This window comes from Amycolatopsis aidingensis (assembly GCF_018885265.1).
Lineage (GTDB): Bacteria > Actinomycetota > Actinomycetes > Mycobacteriales > Pseudonocardiaceae > Amycolatopsis > Amycolatopsis aidingensis.
Genome location: NZ_CP076538.1, coordinates 1174910 through 1190903 on the forward strand (window position 1 = coordinate 1174910; position 15994 = coordinate 1190903).

Below are 15994 nucleotides of genomic sequence, written 5' to 3' on the forward strand. Positions count from 1 at the left end.
GAGTCACGATGGCCATCCCCGTGATCGAGCCGTACGCGATGCCGGCCGAACACGAGCTACCCGAGAACATCGCACCGTGGACGATCAGTCCGCGGCGGGCGTTGTTGCTCGTGCACGATATGCAGAACTACTTCCTGCGACCCTTCCAGCCGGAGCAGGAACCGATGCGCGAGCTGGTCAGGAACATCGTCGCGCTGCGCGCGGAGTGCGCGCGGCAGGGGGTCCCGGTGGCCTACACCGCGCAGCCCGGCGGGATGACCGACCAGCAACGCGGCCTGCTCAAGGATTTCTGGGGCCAGGGAATGAGTACCGATCCCGCGCACCGGCAGATCATCGAGCAGCTGAGCCCGGACACCGCGGACCTGGTGCTCACCAAATGGCGGCCCAGCGCGTTCTGCCGGACCGACCTGCTCGAGCTGATGCGCGCGCAGGGGCGGGACCAGCTGGTGATCTGCGGGGTGTACGCGCATGTCGGCATCCTGATGACCGCGCATGAGGGCTTCTCGCACGATATCGAGACCTTCCTGGTTGCCGACGCCGTGGCCGACTTCTCCTCGGACCACCACCGGCTGGCACTGGACTACGCCGCCTCCCGGTGTTCGGTGACGGTGTCCACCCGGTCCGCACTGGCCATGTTGGACGGAGGCGCTCGATGACCACTCCGGAATGGCTTGAACGCATCCTGGCGCCGCGGACCCCGCCGTTCGCCCTGCTGCACCGCCCGGTGGCGGCGGGCGCGCACCGGGTGGACCTGATCTTCGGGGAGACGGCCGAGGTGGACCGGATCGCCGATATCCCGCTGGCGGCCGACGGCGGCCGGGACCGGCACGAGGTGCTGGCCCTGCTGCCGTTCCGGCAGATCGCCGAACGCGGCTTCGCGGCCCCTGACGACGGCGCCGGGCTGCTCACGATGACCGTGACCGACCAGGCCGTGCTGCCCATCGCCGAGGTGCTGGACCAGCTTCCGGACGGGCCGATCGAGCTGACCGAAGGCGGGTTCGACCTGGCCGACGCGGAGTACGCCGAGCTCGTGCGCAGGGTGGTCACCGAGGAGATCGGCCAGGGTGCCGGGGCCAACTTCGTGCTCAAGCGCTCCTTCTCGGCCGAGATCACCAACTGGTCGGCGCGCACCGCCCTTTCCTTCTTCCGCCGCCTGCTCGGCCAGGCGGCCGGGGCCTACTGGACCTTCGTCATCCACACCGGCACCCGCACCTTCGTCGGCGCATCCCCCGAGCGGCACGTCAGCCTGGACGGCGGCACCGCGGTGATGAACCCGATCAGCGGCACCTACCGCTACCCTGCCGAGGGGCTGGAACCCGGTGGGCTGTTGCGGTTCCTCGCCGACACCAAGGAAGCGAACGAGCTGTACATGGTGCTGGACGAGGAACTGAAGATGATGGGCAGGGTCTGTGACCTCGGTGCCCGCGCGCTCGGCCCGTACCTCAAGCAACTGGCCCGGATCGCGCACACCGAGTACCTGATCGAGGGGCACAGCTCGCTGGATGCCAGGGACATCCTGCGGGAGACCATGTTCGCGCCCACGGTCACCGGCGGCCCGCTGGAAAGCGCCTGCCGGGTGATCAGCAGGTTCGAACCGGAAGGCAGGCAGTACTACGCCGGGGTGGTGGCCCTGCTCGGCAGGGACGGGTCGGGCCGCCAGGCCCTTGACTCCGCGATCCTCATCCGCACCGCGGACATCGAAGCCACCGGCCGGATGCGGATCGCGGTCGGCGCCACCCTGGTCCGCGACTCCGATCCGCTGTCCGAGGCCGAGGAGACCAGGGCGAAGGCGGCCGGGCTGCTGGCGGCCCTGCACGGCAACGGCGCGGTGGCGCCCGCCGCGGTACCCGACCTCAGTACCCATCTCGGCGTGCGCAGGGCACTGGCCGAGCGCAACGTGCCGCTCGCCGACTTCTGGCTGGCGGATCCGCGGGAGCGGGTGCGGCAGCGCTCTGACCTGGCGGGCCGCGGCGTGCTGGTGATCGACAACGAGGACATGTTCACCTCGATGATCAAGCACGTGCTGGTCGCGCTCGGGGCCGAGGTCGTGGTCAGGCAGTACCACGAGGACTTCTCGCCGACCGGGTACGACCTGGTCATCGTGGGGCCGGGTCCCGGCGATCCCAGCGCGCACGAGGACGCCAAGATCTCCCGGATCCGGTCGTTCACCCGGCAGCTGCTCGCTGACGGCACCCCCTTCCTCGCCGTCTGCCTCGGGCACCAGGTGCTCAGCGCGCTGCTCGGGCTGGAACTGCGCCGCAAGGAGGTGCCCAACCAGGGCGTGCAGCGCAAGGTCGACCTCTTCGGGCGGGCCGAACTGGTGGGCTTCTACAACACCTTCACCGCGGTGAGCGCGACCGACCGGATCCCGTGCACCGGCCGCGCGGGCGTGGTCGAGGTATTCAGCCAGGAATCCAGCGGCGAGGTGCATGCTCTACGCGGGCCCGGTTTCGTCTCGGTGCAGTTCCATCCCGAGTCGGTGCTGACCCGCAACGGCATCGAGGTCCTCGGTGAGGTCCTCGGTGGTCTGCTGGACGCGAAGGGAGCTCTGGCGGCTTGATGAGTCCCGCTCACACGTTCACCTCGATCGCCGAGTTCGAGGACTGGCTGGAAACCCACCACCGGAGCACGGACGAGATCTGGGTGGCCCTGCCCAAGATCGGCACCGAGGTTCCGTCGATCACCAGGGGGCAGGCCCTTGACGTGGCGCTGTGCTTCGGCTGGATCGACGGCAAGGCCACCTCGCAGACCACCCCGGAAGGCTGGTGGGCGCAGCGGTTCACCCCGCGTGGCCGGCGCAGCAAGTGGTCGAAGATCAACCGGGTCAAGGTGGAACGGCTGATCCGCGAGGGCCGGATGCGCCAGGCCGGGCTGGACCAGATCGAGCTGGCCAAGTCCGACGGCAGGTGGGCGGCCGCGTACGACTCGCCGAGCAGGGCACAGGTCCCCGAGGAGCTGCAGGTGGCGCTGGCCGCGAACCCCGCGGCCGGCGCGGCCTTCGCCGAACTCGGCGCCGGAGCAAGGTACCAGCTGTTGCACAGCCTGCAGACCGTGAAGAAGGCGGAGACCAGGGCCCGCAAGATCGCCGGTTATGTCGAACGGCTCGCGGCCGGACAGCCGCCCCACCCCAAGGAGAAGTGATGCAGCGCGTACTACCGCAGATCGGGGACTGGTCCAGCCTCGACGAGCTGCGCGACCTGCAGGCAAAGCAGGTCCCGCAGGTACTGGCGTGGGCCGCGCGTGCCCCCTTCTACCGGGCGCGGTTCGGCTCCGGGCTGCCGCCACTGACCGCGGCGGACCTGGAATCGCTGCCGCTGGTGACCAAACAGGACCTGCGGGACGCGTACCCGTTCGGAATGCTGGCCGTGGACCGCGCCGAGCTGGCCACCTACCACGAGTCCAGCGGTACCGTCGGGCAGTCCACCCCCTCGTACTACACCGAACGGGACTGGGTCGACCTCGCCGAGCGCTATGCCCGTAAATGGGTCGGGCTCACCGCGCGGGACACCCTGCTGGTGCGGACCCCGTACGCCCTGATGATCACCGGGCACCTCGCCCAGGCCGCGGCCCGGCTGCGGGGCGCCATGGTGGTTCCCGCGGACTACCGCTCGCTGGCGATGCCGTACCCGCGGTTCATCCGCGCGCTGCACAACCTCGGTGTCACCCTCACCTGGTCGATCCCCACCGAACCGCTGGTGTGGGCGGCCGCGGCCAGGGCGGCCGGGCTGGATCCCGGCACGGACTTCCCATCGTTGCGGGCATTGTTTGTGGCAGGGGAGCCGCTGTCGGCGGCCCGGCGCAAGCGGCTCGGCGAGATCTGGGGCGTGCCCGTGGTCGAGGAGTACGGCTCCACCGAGACCGGCACCCTGGCAGGGGAATGCGCGCACGGCCGGATGCACCTGTGGGCGGACCGGGCCCTGTTCGAGGTGTACGACCCGCGGACCGGGCGGCTGAGCGCCGAGGGTAACGGCCAGCTGGTGGTGACCCCGCTGTACCGCGAGGCGATGCCGTTGCTGCGGTACAACCTCGAGGACGACGTCGAAGTGTCCTATGCGGACTGCCCGTGTGGCTGGCAGCTGCCGTCGGTGCGGGTGCTCGGCCGGGCCTCGGCCGGTTTTCCGGTGGGCGACCGGAAGGTCACCCAGCATGGGCTGGAGGAGCTGGTGTTCAGCCTGCCAAGTGGCTACGGCGTGTTGTTCTGGCGGGCCAGGGCCGAACCCGCCGTGCTCAGGGTGGAGATCGAGGTCGCAGAGGAGCATGCGGCGGCGGCGCGCGACGAGCTCACCGCGGCGATCACCCGCGAGCTTGCGGTGCCCTGCGAGGTCGTCCCGATGCCGCCGGGAAGCCTGCTGCCACCCGAGGTGCTGAGCAAGCCACGGGACATCGTGAAGCCGCGCACCCTCTGGGGCGCGGACGAGGACTGGAACCAGGCCTCGCTCTACAACTGACTCCCGGTATCGGACACGGAGGAACGGCAATGTCAGTACCCGTCAGCGTGCAGGCCTCGCCCCAGGATCGCGACCGGATCGCCCAGCTGGTCTGCGGGCATATGGCGACCAGGGTCGTCGGCGCCGCGGCGAGCCTCGGCCTCGCCGACCTGATCGGCAGCGAACCGGTGCCGGCCAGCGAGCTGGCCGGGGCACTGGGCTGCCATCCGGGCGCGCTGCTGCGGCTGTTGCGCGCGATGGCCGCGCTGGAGCTGCTAACCGAGACCGAGGCGGGGGTCTTCCGGCTCACCGGAGCGGGTTCCTTGCTGCGCACCGACCACGAGGACTCGATGCACTCCTTCGTCGGTATGACAACGCACCCGGCGATGCTGGACGCCTGGCGGTTGCTGGACGAGGCGGTGCGTGCCGGAAGCACCGTGTTCGACCGGGTGTTCGGCACCGACTTCTTCCGGCACCTCGGCCAGGACGGGCAGCTGTCCGAGCAGTTCAACACCGCCATGCGGCAGAGCGCGCGGATCGCCGCGCGGGTGCTGCCATCGGCCTTCGACTTCGGGCGCTACGGCACCCTCGCCGATATCGGTGGCGGCAACGGCACGCTGCTTTCCGCGATCCTGGCCGAACACCCCCGGCTGCGCGGCATTCTCTTCGACACCCCGGAGGGCATCGCGCAGGCGCGGCTGCCGCGGCGGTGTGAGCGGCAGTCCGGTGACTTCTTTGCCGCGGTTCCCGCAGGCGCCGAGCTGTATCTGCTGAAGAGCATCCTGCACGACTGGGATGACGCGCGTAGTGCGTCCATTCTGGACAACATTCGCGCGGTCATCCCGGAGCACGGGCGGCTGCTGGTGGTGGAGCCGGTGCTGCCGGAGGTCGTCGAGCCTGGCGAGTCCGCGCTGGCCTACCTGAGCGATCTCAACATGCTGGTCAACCTTGGCGGGCAGGAGCGCACCGGCGCGGAGTTCGCAAGGTTGTTCGCCGGGTCCGGGTTCGAGCTCGCCGACGTCACCCCGCTGCCGCCCGCCAGGTTCAGCCTGATCGAAGCGGTCCCGGTGTGACCGCGGGCCGCTGTACGCACGAGAAAGGTCGGTAGCCGATGCAGACCCTGATCACGGCCGAGGTGCGCCCCGTCCTTGACCACGCCGAGGTGGACTCCTACCTGCGCCGGATCGGTGCCGAGCGGCCGGTGGCCGCGGATGCCGGCTCGCTGCGCGAACTGCATCGGCGGCATCTGGTCACGGTGCCGTACAACAACCTCGCCATCCACCTCGACCAGGACGTGCGGCTCGACCAGCGCTGGCTGTTCGAGTGGATCGTGCCGGGGAACCGGGGCGGGATGTGCTACGAGCTGAACGGGGCCTTCGCCGCGCTGCTGGCGGGCCTTGGTTACCGGGTGGAACTGCTGGCCGCGCGGGTGTTCCTCGGCAGGCGGCGGCTGGCGTTGCCGTACAGCCATGTGGCGCTGCGGGTCGAGGCCGCGGACGGCTCGCGCTGGCTGGCCGATGTCGGCTTCGGCAAGCACAGCCACTACCCGCTGGCCCTGGACGACCGGGGTGAGCAGGCCGAACCCGGCGGCCGGTTCCGGCTGGCCGAGGCAGGGGACGGCGACCTGGACGTACTGCGTGCCGGTGTGCCGATTTACCGGCTCGACCAGCGGGCCCGGGAGCTCGGGGAGTTCGCAGGGACCTACTGGTGGACCCGCACGGCACCGGACTCGCCGTACGTGCGGGCGCCGCTGTGTTCCCGGCTCACCGCGGACGGCGGGCGGGTCACGCTGAGCGGGCGGGTGCTGACCGTCACCGACGCGCGGGGTGGCCGGGCCAAGCGCGAGCTCACCGATGCCGATGTGCTGGACACCTACCGCACGCTGTTCGGACTGCCGGTGGACCGGTTGCCGAACAAAACGGACGCGCGGATGCCGGCCTGGTTCTGAAACAACAGGCTTCTTCGGGGCCGCTTCGAGCTTTTTGCCCGGGCGGCCCCGAATTGTGTTCGCACCGCTAATTCAACGAGAAGGAACCCTTATCGCGGGAGCGTTGTTCGACCCTTGTTACTGGCATAGTCTCGTTGTTGGTAACAGGAAGGCGCGGCGGAGGGAACAACGTGAAACCCAGGGTCTATCCCGCCTACATCGGTGGCAAGGACGTCACCGGCGACAATGGACAGTTCGTCCATACCGTCAGCACGCGGGCCATTCTCGAGAACACCTTTCCCAGCCTCCGGCTCAAGCAGGATCTGGACCAGGGAATCATCGACCTGGAATCGGCGGGGGATGCCGTCGTCGGCGCGTGTGCGGTGGCGGACGAGCGGATGGCGGACCTGGCGCTGGAGTCGGCGGCCAAGGCCGCCCCGGAGTGGGCGCGCCGCCCGCTGGCCGAGCGGATCGAGATCGGTCACCGCATCTCGCAGTCGCTGATCGAGCACGGGGACCCCCTGGTGGAGATCCTGGTGGCCGAGGGCATGCCGGTATCCATGGCCGAGGGCATGATCAAGGGCATCCCGCACACCGGGTGGAGCAGGGAGACCCTGGAGTTCTGCGCCGCGCAGCTGGAGATCACCCGGACCGACGGGGCGCGCACGCGGACCGTACGGCGGGTGCCGGACGGCGTGGTGTGCATCAACCCGCCGCAGAACGCGGCCACGCCGAACGCGCTGGCCGGTATCACCGCGCTGCTTTCCGGGAACACCGCGGTGGTCCGCGCGCCCCGCGGCGTCGCGCTCAGCTGCATGTACACCATGCGCGAGGTCGTCGCGCCGGTGCTGGAAGAAGCCGGCGCGCCGCCAGGAACGCTGAACGCCTTCTGCGGCGCACCGATGCTCGACCAGTGGCTGGAAAGCCCGCATGTGAACGACATCGTCTTCTACGGCGGCAGCAAGATGGGCCTGGAATTCGAGCGCAAGTGCATCGCCGCAGGGAAGAAGCCGATCCTTGAGCTGGCAGGCAACGACTGCTGCGTGGTGTGGCGGGACGCGGACCTGGACCTCGCGGTGGAGTCGCTGACCGCGTTCTTCGCCAACTCCGGCCAGATCTGCAACGTGCCGAACCAGGTGATCGTGCACCCGGCGATCGCCGAGGAACTGCTCGCCAAGCTGGTGGTGGCCACGCAGAAGATTCAGCCGGGGTATCCGGACGAGCCGGGAGTGGTGCTCACCCCGGTGCTCGGCGCCGACTGGTTCGAGGGCTGCCTCGGCGAGGCGCTGGCCAAGGGCGCGACCCTGGTGCACGGCGGCCGCCGCCTCGAGGTGGACGGCACGCCGTCGGACACCGGGTTCTTCATCGAGCCCGCGATCATCCGGGTGGACGGCCTTGACGGCGCACGCTCGCTGTCGGTGGTCCGGGACGAGACCTTCTTCCCCCTGCTGCCGGTCATCGTGCCGACGACCGATACCGGGGACGAGGAGCTGTTCGAGCAGGTGCTGGCCTTCGTCAACAGCAACGGCTACGGCCTGCGCAACTCGGTGTTCGTCCGGGACTCCGCGATGATCGACCGTTTTCTGGCCGGCGTGGTCAACGGTGGCACCTTGATGATCAACGACCAGCACACCGGCTTCCTCCCGTTCCTGCCCAACCAGGGCGGCCCCGGCCTCACCGGCGGCGTATTCGGCGAGGCGAACTACTTCATGTTGCGGACCTCGCGCCTGCAGGGCGCCAGCATCGTCCGCCCGGCGCAGTGACGAGGGAGCGAAACACGATGACTACTCGCACGTTGAAGGCCACCGCGCGGTGCAGCACGGCCGAACTCTTCGGGCGGCTCGGCGATGACCTTTCCTTCCCCGAACTCGCCACCGATGTGCTGTCCGTCTCGGCAGGCGAGGACGGGCTGCGTAACTGGGTGCTGGCCTTCCGCGGCGGCACCGCCGAGTGGGTGCAGCGCAACCAGGTCACTCCGGGCCGGATCGAGTTCGAGCAGGTGACCGGCGACTTCCAGACGCTGCGTGGCTCATGGTCCGGCACCGACACCGCGGACGGCTGCGAGGTCGCGTTCGAGGTCAGCTACCGCACCAGCGTTCCGCATCTGGCGGGGGCGATCGACTCGGCGGTGGGCAGGGTGCTGCTGCGCGGCGCGCACCAGATCCTGACCGGTATCGCCGAGGTCGAGGTCACCGAGGGGCGGCATTTCCTGCGGGACCCGAACAAGGGAAGGGGACCGGGGCAATGAGGTTCGAGGACGTCTGGATCGCCGGAACCGGCGGTACGTATGGCGAGCTGGTGCCGATCGAGCAGGCCGTCGCCGACGGCGCCTACGAGCGCATCGCGGCGGACAGCACGGGCATGGTGACCGTCTCCCAGTCAGCGGAGGCCCCGCCGGAGATGGCGGTGACCGCGGGCAGGCAGGCGCTCAAGGAGGCCGCCGAGCTCGGGATCGAGGTCGGGCCGGATGCCCAGGTGCTGCACGGCTGCGCCAGCTTCCAGGGAATCGACATGTGGTCCGCCGCCTCCTGGATCGGCGGTGAGCTGCTGGGCACCCAGCTCGGCTGCCTGCCGACCACCGTGCAGGCCTGGTCGAATGGTTCCCTTGCCTCGCTGGCGGTGGCCGCGAACACGCTCACCGCCCAGCCCGGGGTGCCGGCCGCGTTGCTCACGGTTGCCGACCGCTTCGCCCCGCCAACGGACCGGTACTACGCCTCGCCCGGCATGGTCTTCGGAGACGGGGGAGCGGCCGCGGTGGTCACCCGTGGCGGGGGCAGGCTGCGCCTGCTCTCCTGCGTGTCCGAGACCGACACCGTCCTCGGTGGACTGTCCAAGGGTGAGGAGAAGTTCCGGTCGGCTCCTTCGGGTGAGCCGCCGGACGCCCGGCGCCGCACCAGGGAGTTCCTCGCCAGGGGTGAGGTTTCGCTGCGAGACGTGCAGCAGCGCAGCGCCGAACGTACGCGTAGCGTGGTCGCCCGTGCGCTGGCCGAGGCCGGGCTGTCCACCGAGGAGGTCGACTGGTTCGTGCCCCCGTTCGTCGGGCGGATGCTGTACCGGGAGGCCTTCGTCCGGCCGTCCGGAGTCACCCCGCGCAACACACTGCTGGACCTGGGGCTCAGCATCGGCCACCTCGGCGCGGGCGACGGGCTCTTCGCGCTGAACCACCTGATCTCCGCCGACCTGCTCGAACCGGGAGCCACGGTGCTCCTGATCGGCACCGGTATGGGCTTCACCTTCTCCGCGGCGGTGCTCGCGGCGTCGCGCGGCTGACCACTCCACAGGAAGGAACATCCATGCACACCGTCCGGACCGCGAACTTTCGCGTCACGGGGGTCGACCCGCTGCCCACGCCGGCGCAGCTCCGGGACGAGATCCCGGTCCCGCTCGCCGCGCAGCAGATGGTCGAGGCCACCCGGCACGACATCACCATGATCAACGCGGGTGAGGACGACCGGCTCGTCGTCGTCACCGGACCGTGCTCCGTGCACGACCCCGACGCCGCCCTGAACTACGCCGAGCGGCTGGCCCACCTCGCGCAGGAGGTCTCCGACCAGCTGCTGGTCGTGATGCGGGTGTACGTGGAGAAGCCGCGCACCCGGCTGGGCTGGAAGGGCCTGGTCAGCGACCCGGGGCTGGACGGCTCGCACGATGTCCACAGTGGACTGCGGCTGGCTCGCAGCCTGATGGTACGCATTCTGGAGATCGGGCTGCCGGTCGGCTGCGAGTTCCTTGACCCCGCCGTGCCAAGGTACCTCTCCGACACGGTTTCCTGGGCCTCGATCGGTGCGCGCACCGTGCAGAGCCAGGTGCACCGGCAGTTCGCCAGCGGGCTCAGCATGCCGGTGGGGATCAAGAACTCCACGACCGGCAGCGTCGAGGACGCGATCGACGCGATCGTGGCGGCCGGTTCCGGGCATGTGTTCCCCGGTATCGACGACGAGGGCGTCGCCGCGGTCCTCACCACGAGCGGTAACCCTGACTGTCACATCGTCCTGCGCGGCAGCAGCGCGGGCCCGAACTACGGAGCGATGCACGTGGCGAAAACCCTGGACCTGCTGGAAGCCGCGAACCTGCGGCGCAGCCTTTTCATCGACGCGAGCCACGGCAACAGCGGCAAGGACCACAACCGGCAGCCGCATGTGGTCGCGGACCTGGCCGGGCGCATCGGCGAGGGGGAGAACGGCATCACCGGCGTGATGCTGGAGAGCTTCCTCGCCGCGGGCAGGCAGGACCTGCGGCGCGCGGACCAACTGTCCTACGGGCAGAGCATCACCGACGCCTGTGTGGGCTGGGGTGACACCGTGCACATGATCTCCGAGCTCGCGGACGCGGTCGCGACCAGGCGGTCGGCCCCGGCACACCTGTCGCTGGTCAGCTAGAAAACCGAACCGAGAGGATTGATTCCGGTGGCTAGCACACTTCCACTCGCCCGGTCGCTCTCCGGACCGCGGACCGGCGAGCCACAGCGAAACACCATTACCGTCCCGGAAGGGGCCCGGCGGCAGCCCGAGCGGTTCGCGGTGGCCGCACTGGCGGCACTGATCCACCGCTACACCGGGCAGTCCCGGCCGGTCGTCGGCGACCGCCAGCCGCTGGTGTCCGGGGACACCACGGTGGGCGAACTGCTGGCGGAGGTCGCCGCGGCTCCGCCAGCGGCGGAACCGGACGGCCACGGGGTTGTACTCCCGGCCGGGGCGATGCCCCCGGTGGCTCCGGCGGCGCTGACCCTCGTGCTTTCCGCGGATGCGGAGTGGCAGCTGTGCACGGCACCGGCGGAGCTGTCCGCCGAGGCCGCAGCCCAGTACGCCCGGCACCTCGAGCGGATCCTGCACGCGCTGCCAGGGGACCAGGAGGTGCCGCTGCGCGATATCGCCCTGCTGGACGCCGCGGAGACCCGGCGGGCCCTGTTCGAGTGGAACGCCAACGACGAGGCCATCCCGGAGCCGTTCCTGCACGAGCTGGTCGCGGAGTACGCCCGCAAAACCCCGGACGCGGTCGCGGTGGCCCTGCCCGGCTCCCAGGTGACCTACCGGGAGCTGGACCAGGCGGCCAACCAGTTGGCGCACCGGCTGGTGAAACTCGGGGTGCGCCCCCGGGACCGGGTCGGTGTCTGCTTCCCGCGCGGGTCCGAGGCCCTGATCGCGCAGCTGGCCTGTTTCAAACTGGCGGTCGGCGTGATCCTGATGGACCCGGACTTCCCAGCCGACCGGCTGCGGTTCATGCTCACCGACGCCGATGCGACCGCCGTGCTCACCATGCGAGCACATGAGTCCGTTGTGGACGGCGTGAGCAAGGTGATCTCCCTTGACGGCAGCGACTGGCGCACCGAGCCGACGACCTTCGAAGCCGAACCGGTGACCGCCGACGACATCATCCACATCGGCTACACCTCCGGGTCGACCGGTACGCCCAAGGGGGTGCTGGCGCGCTACGGCTCCTGCCGCAACCTGATCCACAGTATGCGGGCCCTGTGCGAGCTGACCGGCGAGTCCAACGGAACCTGGTTGGCCGCCCCCGGTTACGGGATGATCCAGGTCGAGTGCTTCCCGGTGCTCGCGGCGGGCGCCACGGTGCACATCCCGGAGATCTCCGTGGTCGCCTCGCCGCAGCGGTTGCAGGAGTGGCTGCTTGCCAACCGGATCGACAGCACCCTGTTGATGAAGCCGATGGCGGAGCGACTGTGGGGGCTGGACTGGCCTGCGGACACCCCGTTGCGCAACATCCGGGTGTGCGGGGAGCGGATCCAGTCCTGGCCGCCGTCCGGGCTGCCGTTCCGGCTGATCAACCTGTACGGCTCCACGGAGGCCACCACGGTGGCGGGCTGCGATATCACCTCGCTCGGTGCCGAACTCGGGGAGCGGGGGCGGGCCCTGCGGCTGCCCCCGATCGGCAGGCCGATCGCGAACGTCAAGACCTATGTGCTGGACGACTCCCTGCGGCCGGTGCCACCCGGCGTCGTCGGCGAACTGTGCGTATCCGGGGACGGGCTTTCGGCCGGGTATCTGAACCGGGCTGAGCTGACCGAGCAGCGCTGGATCGCCAACCCGATCGACCCCGGCCGCAGCCCGGTGCTGTACCGCACCGGCGATATGGCGCGGTACTGGCCGGACGGCAGCATCGAGCTCATCGGGCGCACCGACAACCAGATCAAGGTGCGCGGCAACACCGTGCACCTCGGCGAGATCGAGGTCGTGCTGACCGGGCAGCCCGGCGTCCGGCAGGCCGCAGTGCTGGCGCATCCGGACAGCTACGGGGACACCCAGCTGGTGGCCTACCTGGAGCCGAGCCCCGGGCTGGTGCCCGCGGTACCGGACATCCGGCGCGCGGTGCAGCAGCGGCTGCCCTCCTTCATGGTGCCCGGTTCCTATGTGGTCGGCGTGTTCCCGACCTCGACCAACGGCAAGATCGACCGCGCCGCACTGCCCGAACCACCGCGCTCGCGCCCGGAGGTCGACACCCCGTACCAGGAGCCGCGCACCGACATCGAGCGAACCCTGCGCGACCTGTGGCAGTCCGAGCTCGAGGTGGACGGCGTCGGCATCCTGGACAACTTCTTCGAGCTGGGCGGCGACTCGTTGCGCGCGGCCAGGCTGACGGAGGAACTGCGGGATCGCTATTCCATCGAGCTCGAACTCGGGGACCTGTTCGACGAGCCGAGCGTGGAACGGATGGCGGCGCTGGTGCAGCAAGCGCTTGCCGCGTGACCGGGTCCGCTTGCCTTCCCGGCCAGGATCGGCCAGCCGGGAAGGCAAGCACCGTCTCGGCTTCATGTGATCCCCTTTCCTTGGCGGTGGAGGAGGTTGCGTCTGGGTCTTCGCTCGGGGTCCAGGAACGCGGGTGGGATGAACTCTGGCAACCCGTTGCGTATGCGCATCGACCAGTCGGTGTGGTGGATGAGGTTGTGGTGGTACCAGCACAGCAGGGTGAGGTTGTGTAGGGCTGTGGGTCCTCCGAGGGCCCAGGGGATGACGTGGTGGGCTTGGCATTGTTTGGGTTTTCTGCGGCAGCCGGGGAAGGTGCATCCGCGGTCGCGCAGGATCAAGGCTCTGCGGATGGCCAGGGGTACGGTGCGGGTGCGTTGTCCGATGTCGAGGATCTCGCCTGTGCTGCCCAGGACGGCGGGCACGAGGTAGGAGTCGCAGGCCATGCGGCGGATTTGGGCGGCGGAGTAGGACTCCTGTCCGTGTAGTAGCCCGTATCCGGTGCCGTGTTTGAGGTCGTCGAGGGTGATGGTCACCATGACGGTGAAGGGTTCCCCGGTCTCGGTGGGTCCTTCTTCGGGGCATCCGGCCGCGACGCGCAGCACGTCGGCGAACGCGTCGCCCTGGCGTTGGTACTTGCTCCGGCGGTCGGGTTCGTCTGTGGTGCTGGCGGGTTTGGCGCGGGGTTCGATCAGCCCGGTCAGTACCGCCGCGGTTTCGGCGTCCAGGTCGAAGGTGCCGCGGAGTCGTCCGCCGCGGGTTTGTCGCCAGTCCAGGGAGCGTTCCGGCCGGGCCAGTTCCTCCTCGCTCGGTGGATTCCCGTCTTGATCCAGGCGGGCCAGGATCTCCCGGCCCAGGGTGGTGACGGTGTGGGGTTCGTACTCCCGCGCCGCCTTGGTCAACAGTGCTTCGGCATGCTCGCGGTCGGGGAGGCTGACCGGCTGGGGGAAGCGGGTGATGGTGGCGCGGATGGTCTCGATGTGTTCCGGCCCGATCGCGCCTTCGGCCGCGGCCGCGCCGACTTCGGGCAGGTCGGGTTCCAAAGGTATGCCGCCCGGGCCGTGCCGCCGCACGACCGCCCGGGCGTGGGCCACGCGCTGGCGGGCGTCATACGGGTTGATCCGCAGGATCTCCCGGGTCAAGGTCGGCAGGTCGCGGTAGCCCTGCTGGCTGGCGGTGCCGCGGCCGTCGAGTTCGGCCAGGACCGCCAGCTCCCGGGCATACAGAACTCGCCGCTGCTGTTCGAGGTCACCCAGCGCGGTCAGGAGTTCCTCCTCGCTCATGCGGGAGGTGTCGATGCCGAAAGTCCTGGTCACAACCCCAGATTACCGCGGTATCGACCACATGTTCGATACACGATCGGGTGACGATCTGGCCAGATGATCAGCCGAGGACGAAGGGGAGCTTCCCGGTCAGTTCGCCCAGTTCGGCCCGCTCCGCGTCGGTCGGGGCACGCCTCCCGGTGCCGACCAGCAGCACGTCCCTGTCGGACCATGAACCGGGGAACGCGGTGCCCGCGATCTGCTCCAGCATCTCGCGGCACCGGGCCATGCTCTCGGCAGGCGGTTCAGCCGCGCCGGGAAGGTGCGCGATCAGGTCGAGGTGGTGCAGGGTCCATTCCAGGACGTATGCGCGGAGATAGTCGCCCGCGGTGAGCACCTCGTCCTTGGTGCTGACCCGCAGGCGCGGGTCGGCGAGGTCGGCGGCGCGCCCGGCCGCGGAGCCGACGTCATCGAGGTGGAACTTCAGCAGCCACGGCTCCTGGTAGGCGGCGGCCAGCCGGACGATCAGCGCGTCGAGCGGGTCATCACCGGTCGGCGGCGTGTCAGCGACCTCCCAGTAGGTCAGCGCATTCCGGGTCGGTGCCGTTTCGGCGGGAGTCACCAGGGTGATCAGGACGTCCTGCGCGTCGATGATCAGATGGCACACCAGATCCCGCACGAGCCAGCCGGCACAACCGGACGGCTGTGCCAGGTCCTCGTCCCGGAGTTCGGCGACCGCTCCGCGCAACGCGCTCCACGAGCGTGCGAAAAGATCCACAACCGCAAGCTAGCAGCGCCAGGACAAGCCAACCAGGCATTAACTAGCCGAGCATCTGCTGTAGTTCCCTGCTCTCAACGCGGTCCAGCTCGGCGTCCGCGGTGAGGATCGCCCGTTGCAGGTCGCGCAGCCGGGTGGAGGGCTCCACCCCCAGCTCACCGGTCAGCGTGTTCCGCAGTGAGGTGAAGGCGTCCAGCGCCTGCCACTGCCTGCCGCAGCGGAACAGGGAGATCATGTACAGCGCGCAGAGGTTCTCGTTCATCGGGTTGCGGGCGGTCAGCATGGCGAGCTCGCTGAGCAGGGTGTGGTGCCTGCCGAGGTGCATCTCGGTCTCGATACGGTTCTCCACCACGTTGAGCCTGCTTTCCTCCAGTCTGGTGACCTCGACCGCCAGCATCTCCCCGGTCGGGATGTCGACCAGGGCGGGGCCGCGCCACAGTTCGAGGGCGGCCTTCAGCAACCGGGCCGCCGAGCGGTGGTCCCCGGCCTCGGCCGCCCGCCTGCCCGTGGTGGCGAGCCGGTCGTACTCGTGCACGTCCACCTGCTCGGGGTCGATGTTCAGCAGGTACCCGTTGAACTGGGTGACCAGCAACTCGTTCGCGTCCGCGCCGAGTTTGCGGCGCAGCTGCATGATGTAGGTGTGCAGCGTGGCCCGCGCGCTGCGCGGCGGGCAGTCGCCCCACAGTTCCTCGATCAGTGTCGCGACCGGCACCACCTGACCGGGGCGGAGGGCGAGCAAGGCGAAGATCCGCCGCGGTTTGGCCGCGGTCGGCAGCGCCGGGCGGCCGTTCATCGTCGCCGCAAGCGGCCCAAGGACCTTGATCTGCATCGCTGCCTCCTCTGGAGTCCGGCTGTAGTGCGTAGGAGTCAAGTTGACCGCATCGGCGGGGGAGAACGGC

The 15994-nt window shown here is 69.6% G+C and carries 14 protein-coding genes; 11 read left to right on the top strand and 3 right to left on the bottom strand.

The window, feature by feature from the left end:
• The first annotated feature begins 8 nt into the window (after positions 1–8).
• The 11 genes from KOI47_RS05730 (at position 9) to KOI47_RS05780 (ending at position 13058) form a co-directional block, all read left to right on the top strand.
• Complete coding sequence (locus KOI47_RS05730) at positions 9–656, top strand: isochorismatase family protein (protein WP_216214585.1); 648 nt, start codon at positions 9–11, stop codon at positions 654–656.
• On the top strand, positions 653–2560 hold the full coding sequence (locus tag KOI47_RS05735; RefSeq protein ID WP_216214586.1) for an anthranilate synthase family protein: 1908 nt from the start codon (positions 653–655) through the stop codon (positions 2558–2560). The genes KOI47_RS05730 and KOI47_RS05735 overlap by 4 nt, the downstream gene beginning before the upstream one ends.
• A complete protein-coding gene (locus tag KOI47_RS05740) occupies positions 2560–3141 on the top strand; it encodes a YdeI/OmpD-associated family protein (protein ID WP_216214588.1) in 582 nt (193 codons plus the stop codon). The genes KOI47_RS05735 and KOI47_RS05740 overlap by 1 nt, the downstream gene beginning before the upstream one ends.
• Positions 3141–4448: an AMP-binding protein gene (locus tag KOI47_RS05745; RefSeq protein WP_216214590.1), complete on the top strand. Its 1308-nt coding sequence runs from the start codon at positions 3141–3143 to the stop codon at positions 4446–4448. Before KOI47_RS05740 ends, KOI47_RS05745 begins: the two co-directional genes overlap by 1 nt.
• A 29-nt stretch (positions 4449–4477) precedes the next feature.
• Positions 4478–5500 (top strand): methyltransferase, encoded by a 1023-nt coding sequence (locus KOI47_RS05750; RefSeq protein WP_216214592.1) that lies wholly within the window; start codon positions 4478–4480, stop codon positions 5498–5500.
• A 38-nt stretch (positions 5501–5538) separates the two neighbouring features.
• Positions 5539–6375 carry an arylamine N-acetyltransferase family protein gene (locus KOI47_RS05755; RefSeq protein WP_216214595.1) on the top strand — a complete coding sequence of 279 codons (837 nt, stop codon included), beginning with the start codon at positions 5539–5541 and terminating at the stop codon, positions 6373–6375.
• A gap of 170 nt (positions 6376–6545) precedes the next feature.
• The gene (locus KOI47_RS05760) at positions 6546–8117 is read left to right on the top strand and encodes an aldehyde dehydrogenase family protein (protein ID WP_216214596.1); all 1572 of its coding nucleotides are present in this window, start codon (positions 6546–6548) and stop codon (positions 8115–8117) included.
• A 17-nt stretch (positions 8118–8134) separates the two neighbouring features.
• Positions 8135–8602, top strand: a complete 468-nt coding sequence (locus tag KOI47_RS05765) for a type II toxin-antitoxin system RatA family toxin (RefSeq protein WP_216214598.1) — start codon at positions 8135–8137, stop codon at positions 8600–8602.
• Complete coding sequence (locus tag KOI47_RS05770) at positions 8599–9624, top strand: ketoacyl-ACP synthase III family protein (RefSeq protein WP_216214600.1); 1026 nt, start codon at positions 8599–8601, stop codon at positions 9622–9624. The genes KOI47_RS05765 and KOI47_RS05770 overlap by 4 nt, the downstream gene beginning before the upstream one ends.
• A 23-nt stretch (positions 9625–9647) precedes the next feature.
• Positions 9648–10733: a 3-deoxy-7-phosphoheptulonate synthase gene (locus KOI47_RS05775; protein WP_216214602.1), complete on the top strand. Its 1086-nt coding sequence runs from the start codon at positions 9648–9650 to the stop codon at positions 10731–10733.
• A 27-nt stretch (positions 10734–10760) separates the two neighbouring features.
• Positions 10761–13058: a non-ribosomal peptide synthetase gene (locus KOI47_RS05780; RefSeq protein ID WP_216214604.1), complete on the top strand. Its 2298-nt coding sequence runs from the start codon at positions 10761–10763 to the stop codon at positions 13056–13058.
• 62 nt (positions 13059–13120) lie between these two features.
• Here the strand turns inward: KOI47_RS05780 and KOI47_RS05785 are convergent, their stop codons facing one another.
• From KOI47_RS05785 to KOI47_RS05795, 3 genes are all read right to left on the bottom strand, one after another.
• Positions 13121–14371, bottom strand: coding sequence for an HNH endonuclease signature motif containing protein (locus KOI47_RS05785; protein WP_216214607.1), 1251 nt, complete (start codon positions 14369–14371; stop codon positions 13121–13123).
• Positions 14372–14438: 67 nt separating this feature from the next.
• Complete coding sequence (locus KOI47_RS05790) at positions 14439–15095, bottom strand: maleylpyruvate isomerase N-terminal domain-containing protein (protein WP_216214609.1); 657 nt, start codon at positions 15093–15095, stop codon at positions 14439–14441.
• A 43-nt stretch (positions 15096–15138) separates the two neighbouring features.
• Positions 15139–15924, bottom strand: coding sequence for an AfsR/SARP family transcriptional regulator (locus KOI47_RS05795; RefSeq protein ID WP_216214611.1), 786 nt, complete (start codon positions 15922–15924; stop codon positions 15139–15141).
• Between the last annotated feature and the right edge of the window lie 70 nt (positions 15925–15994).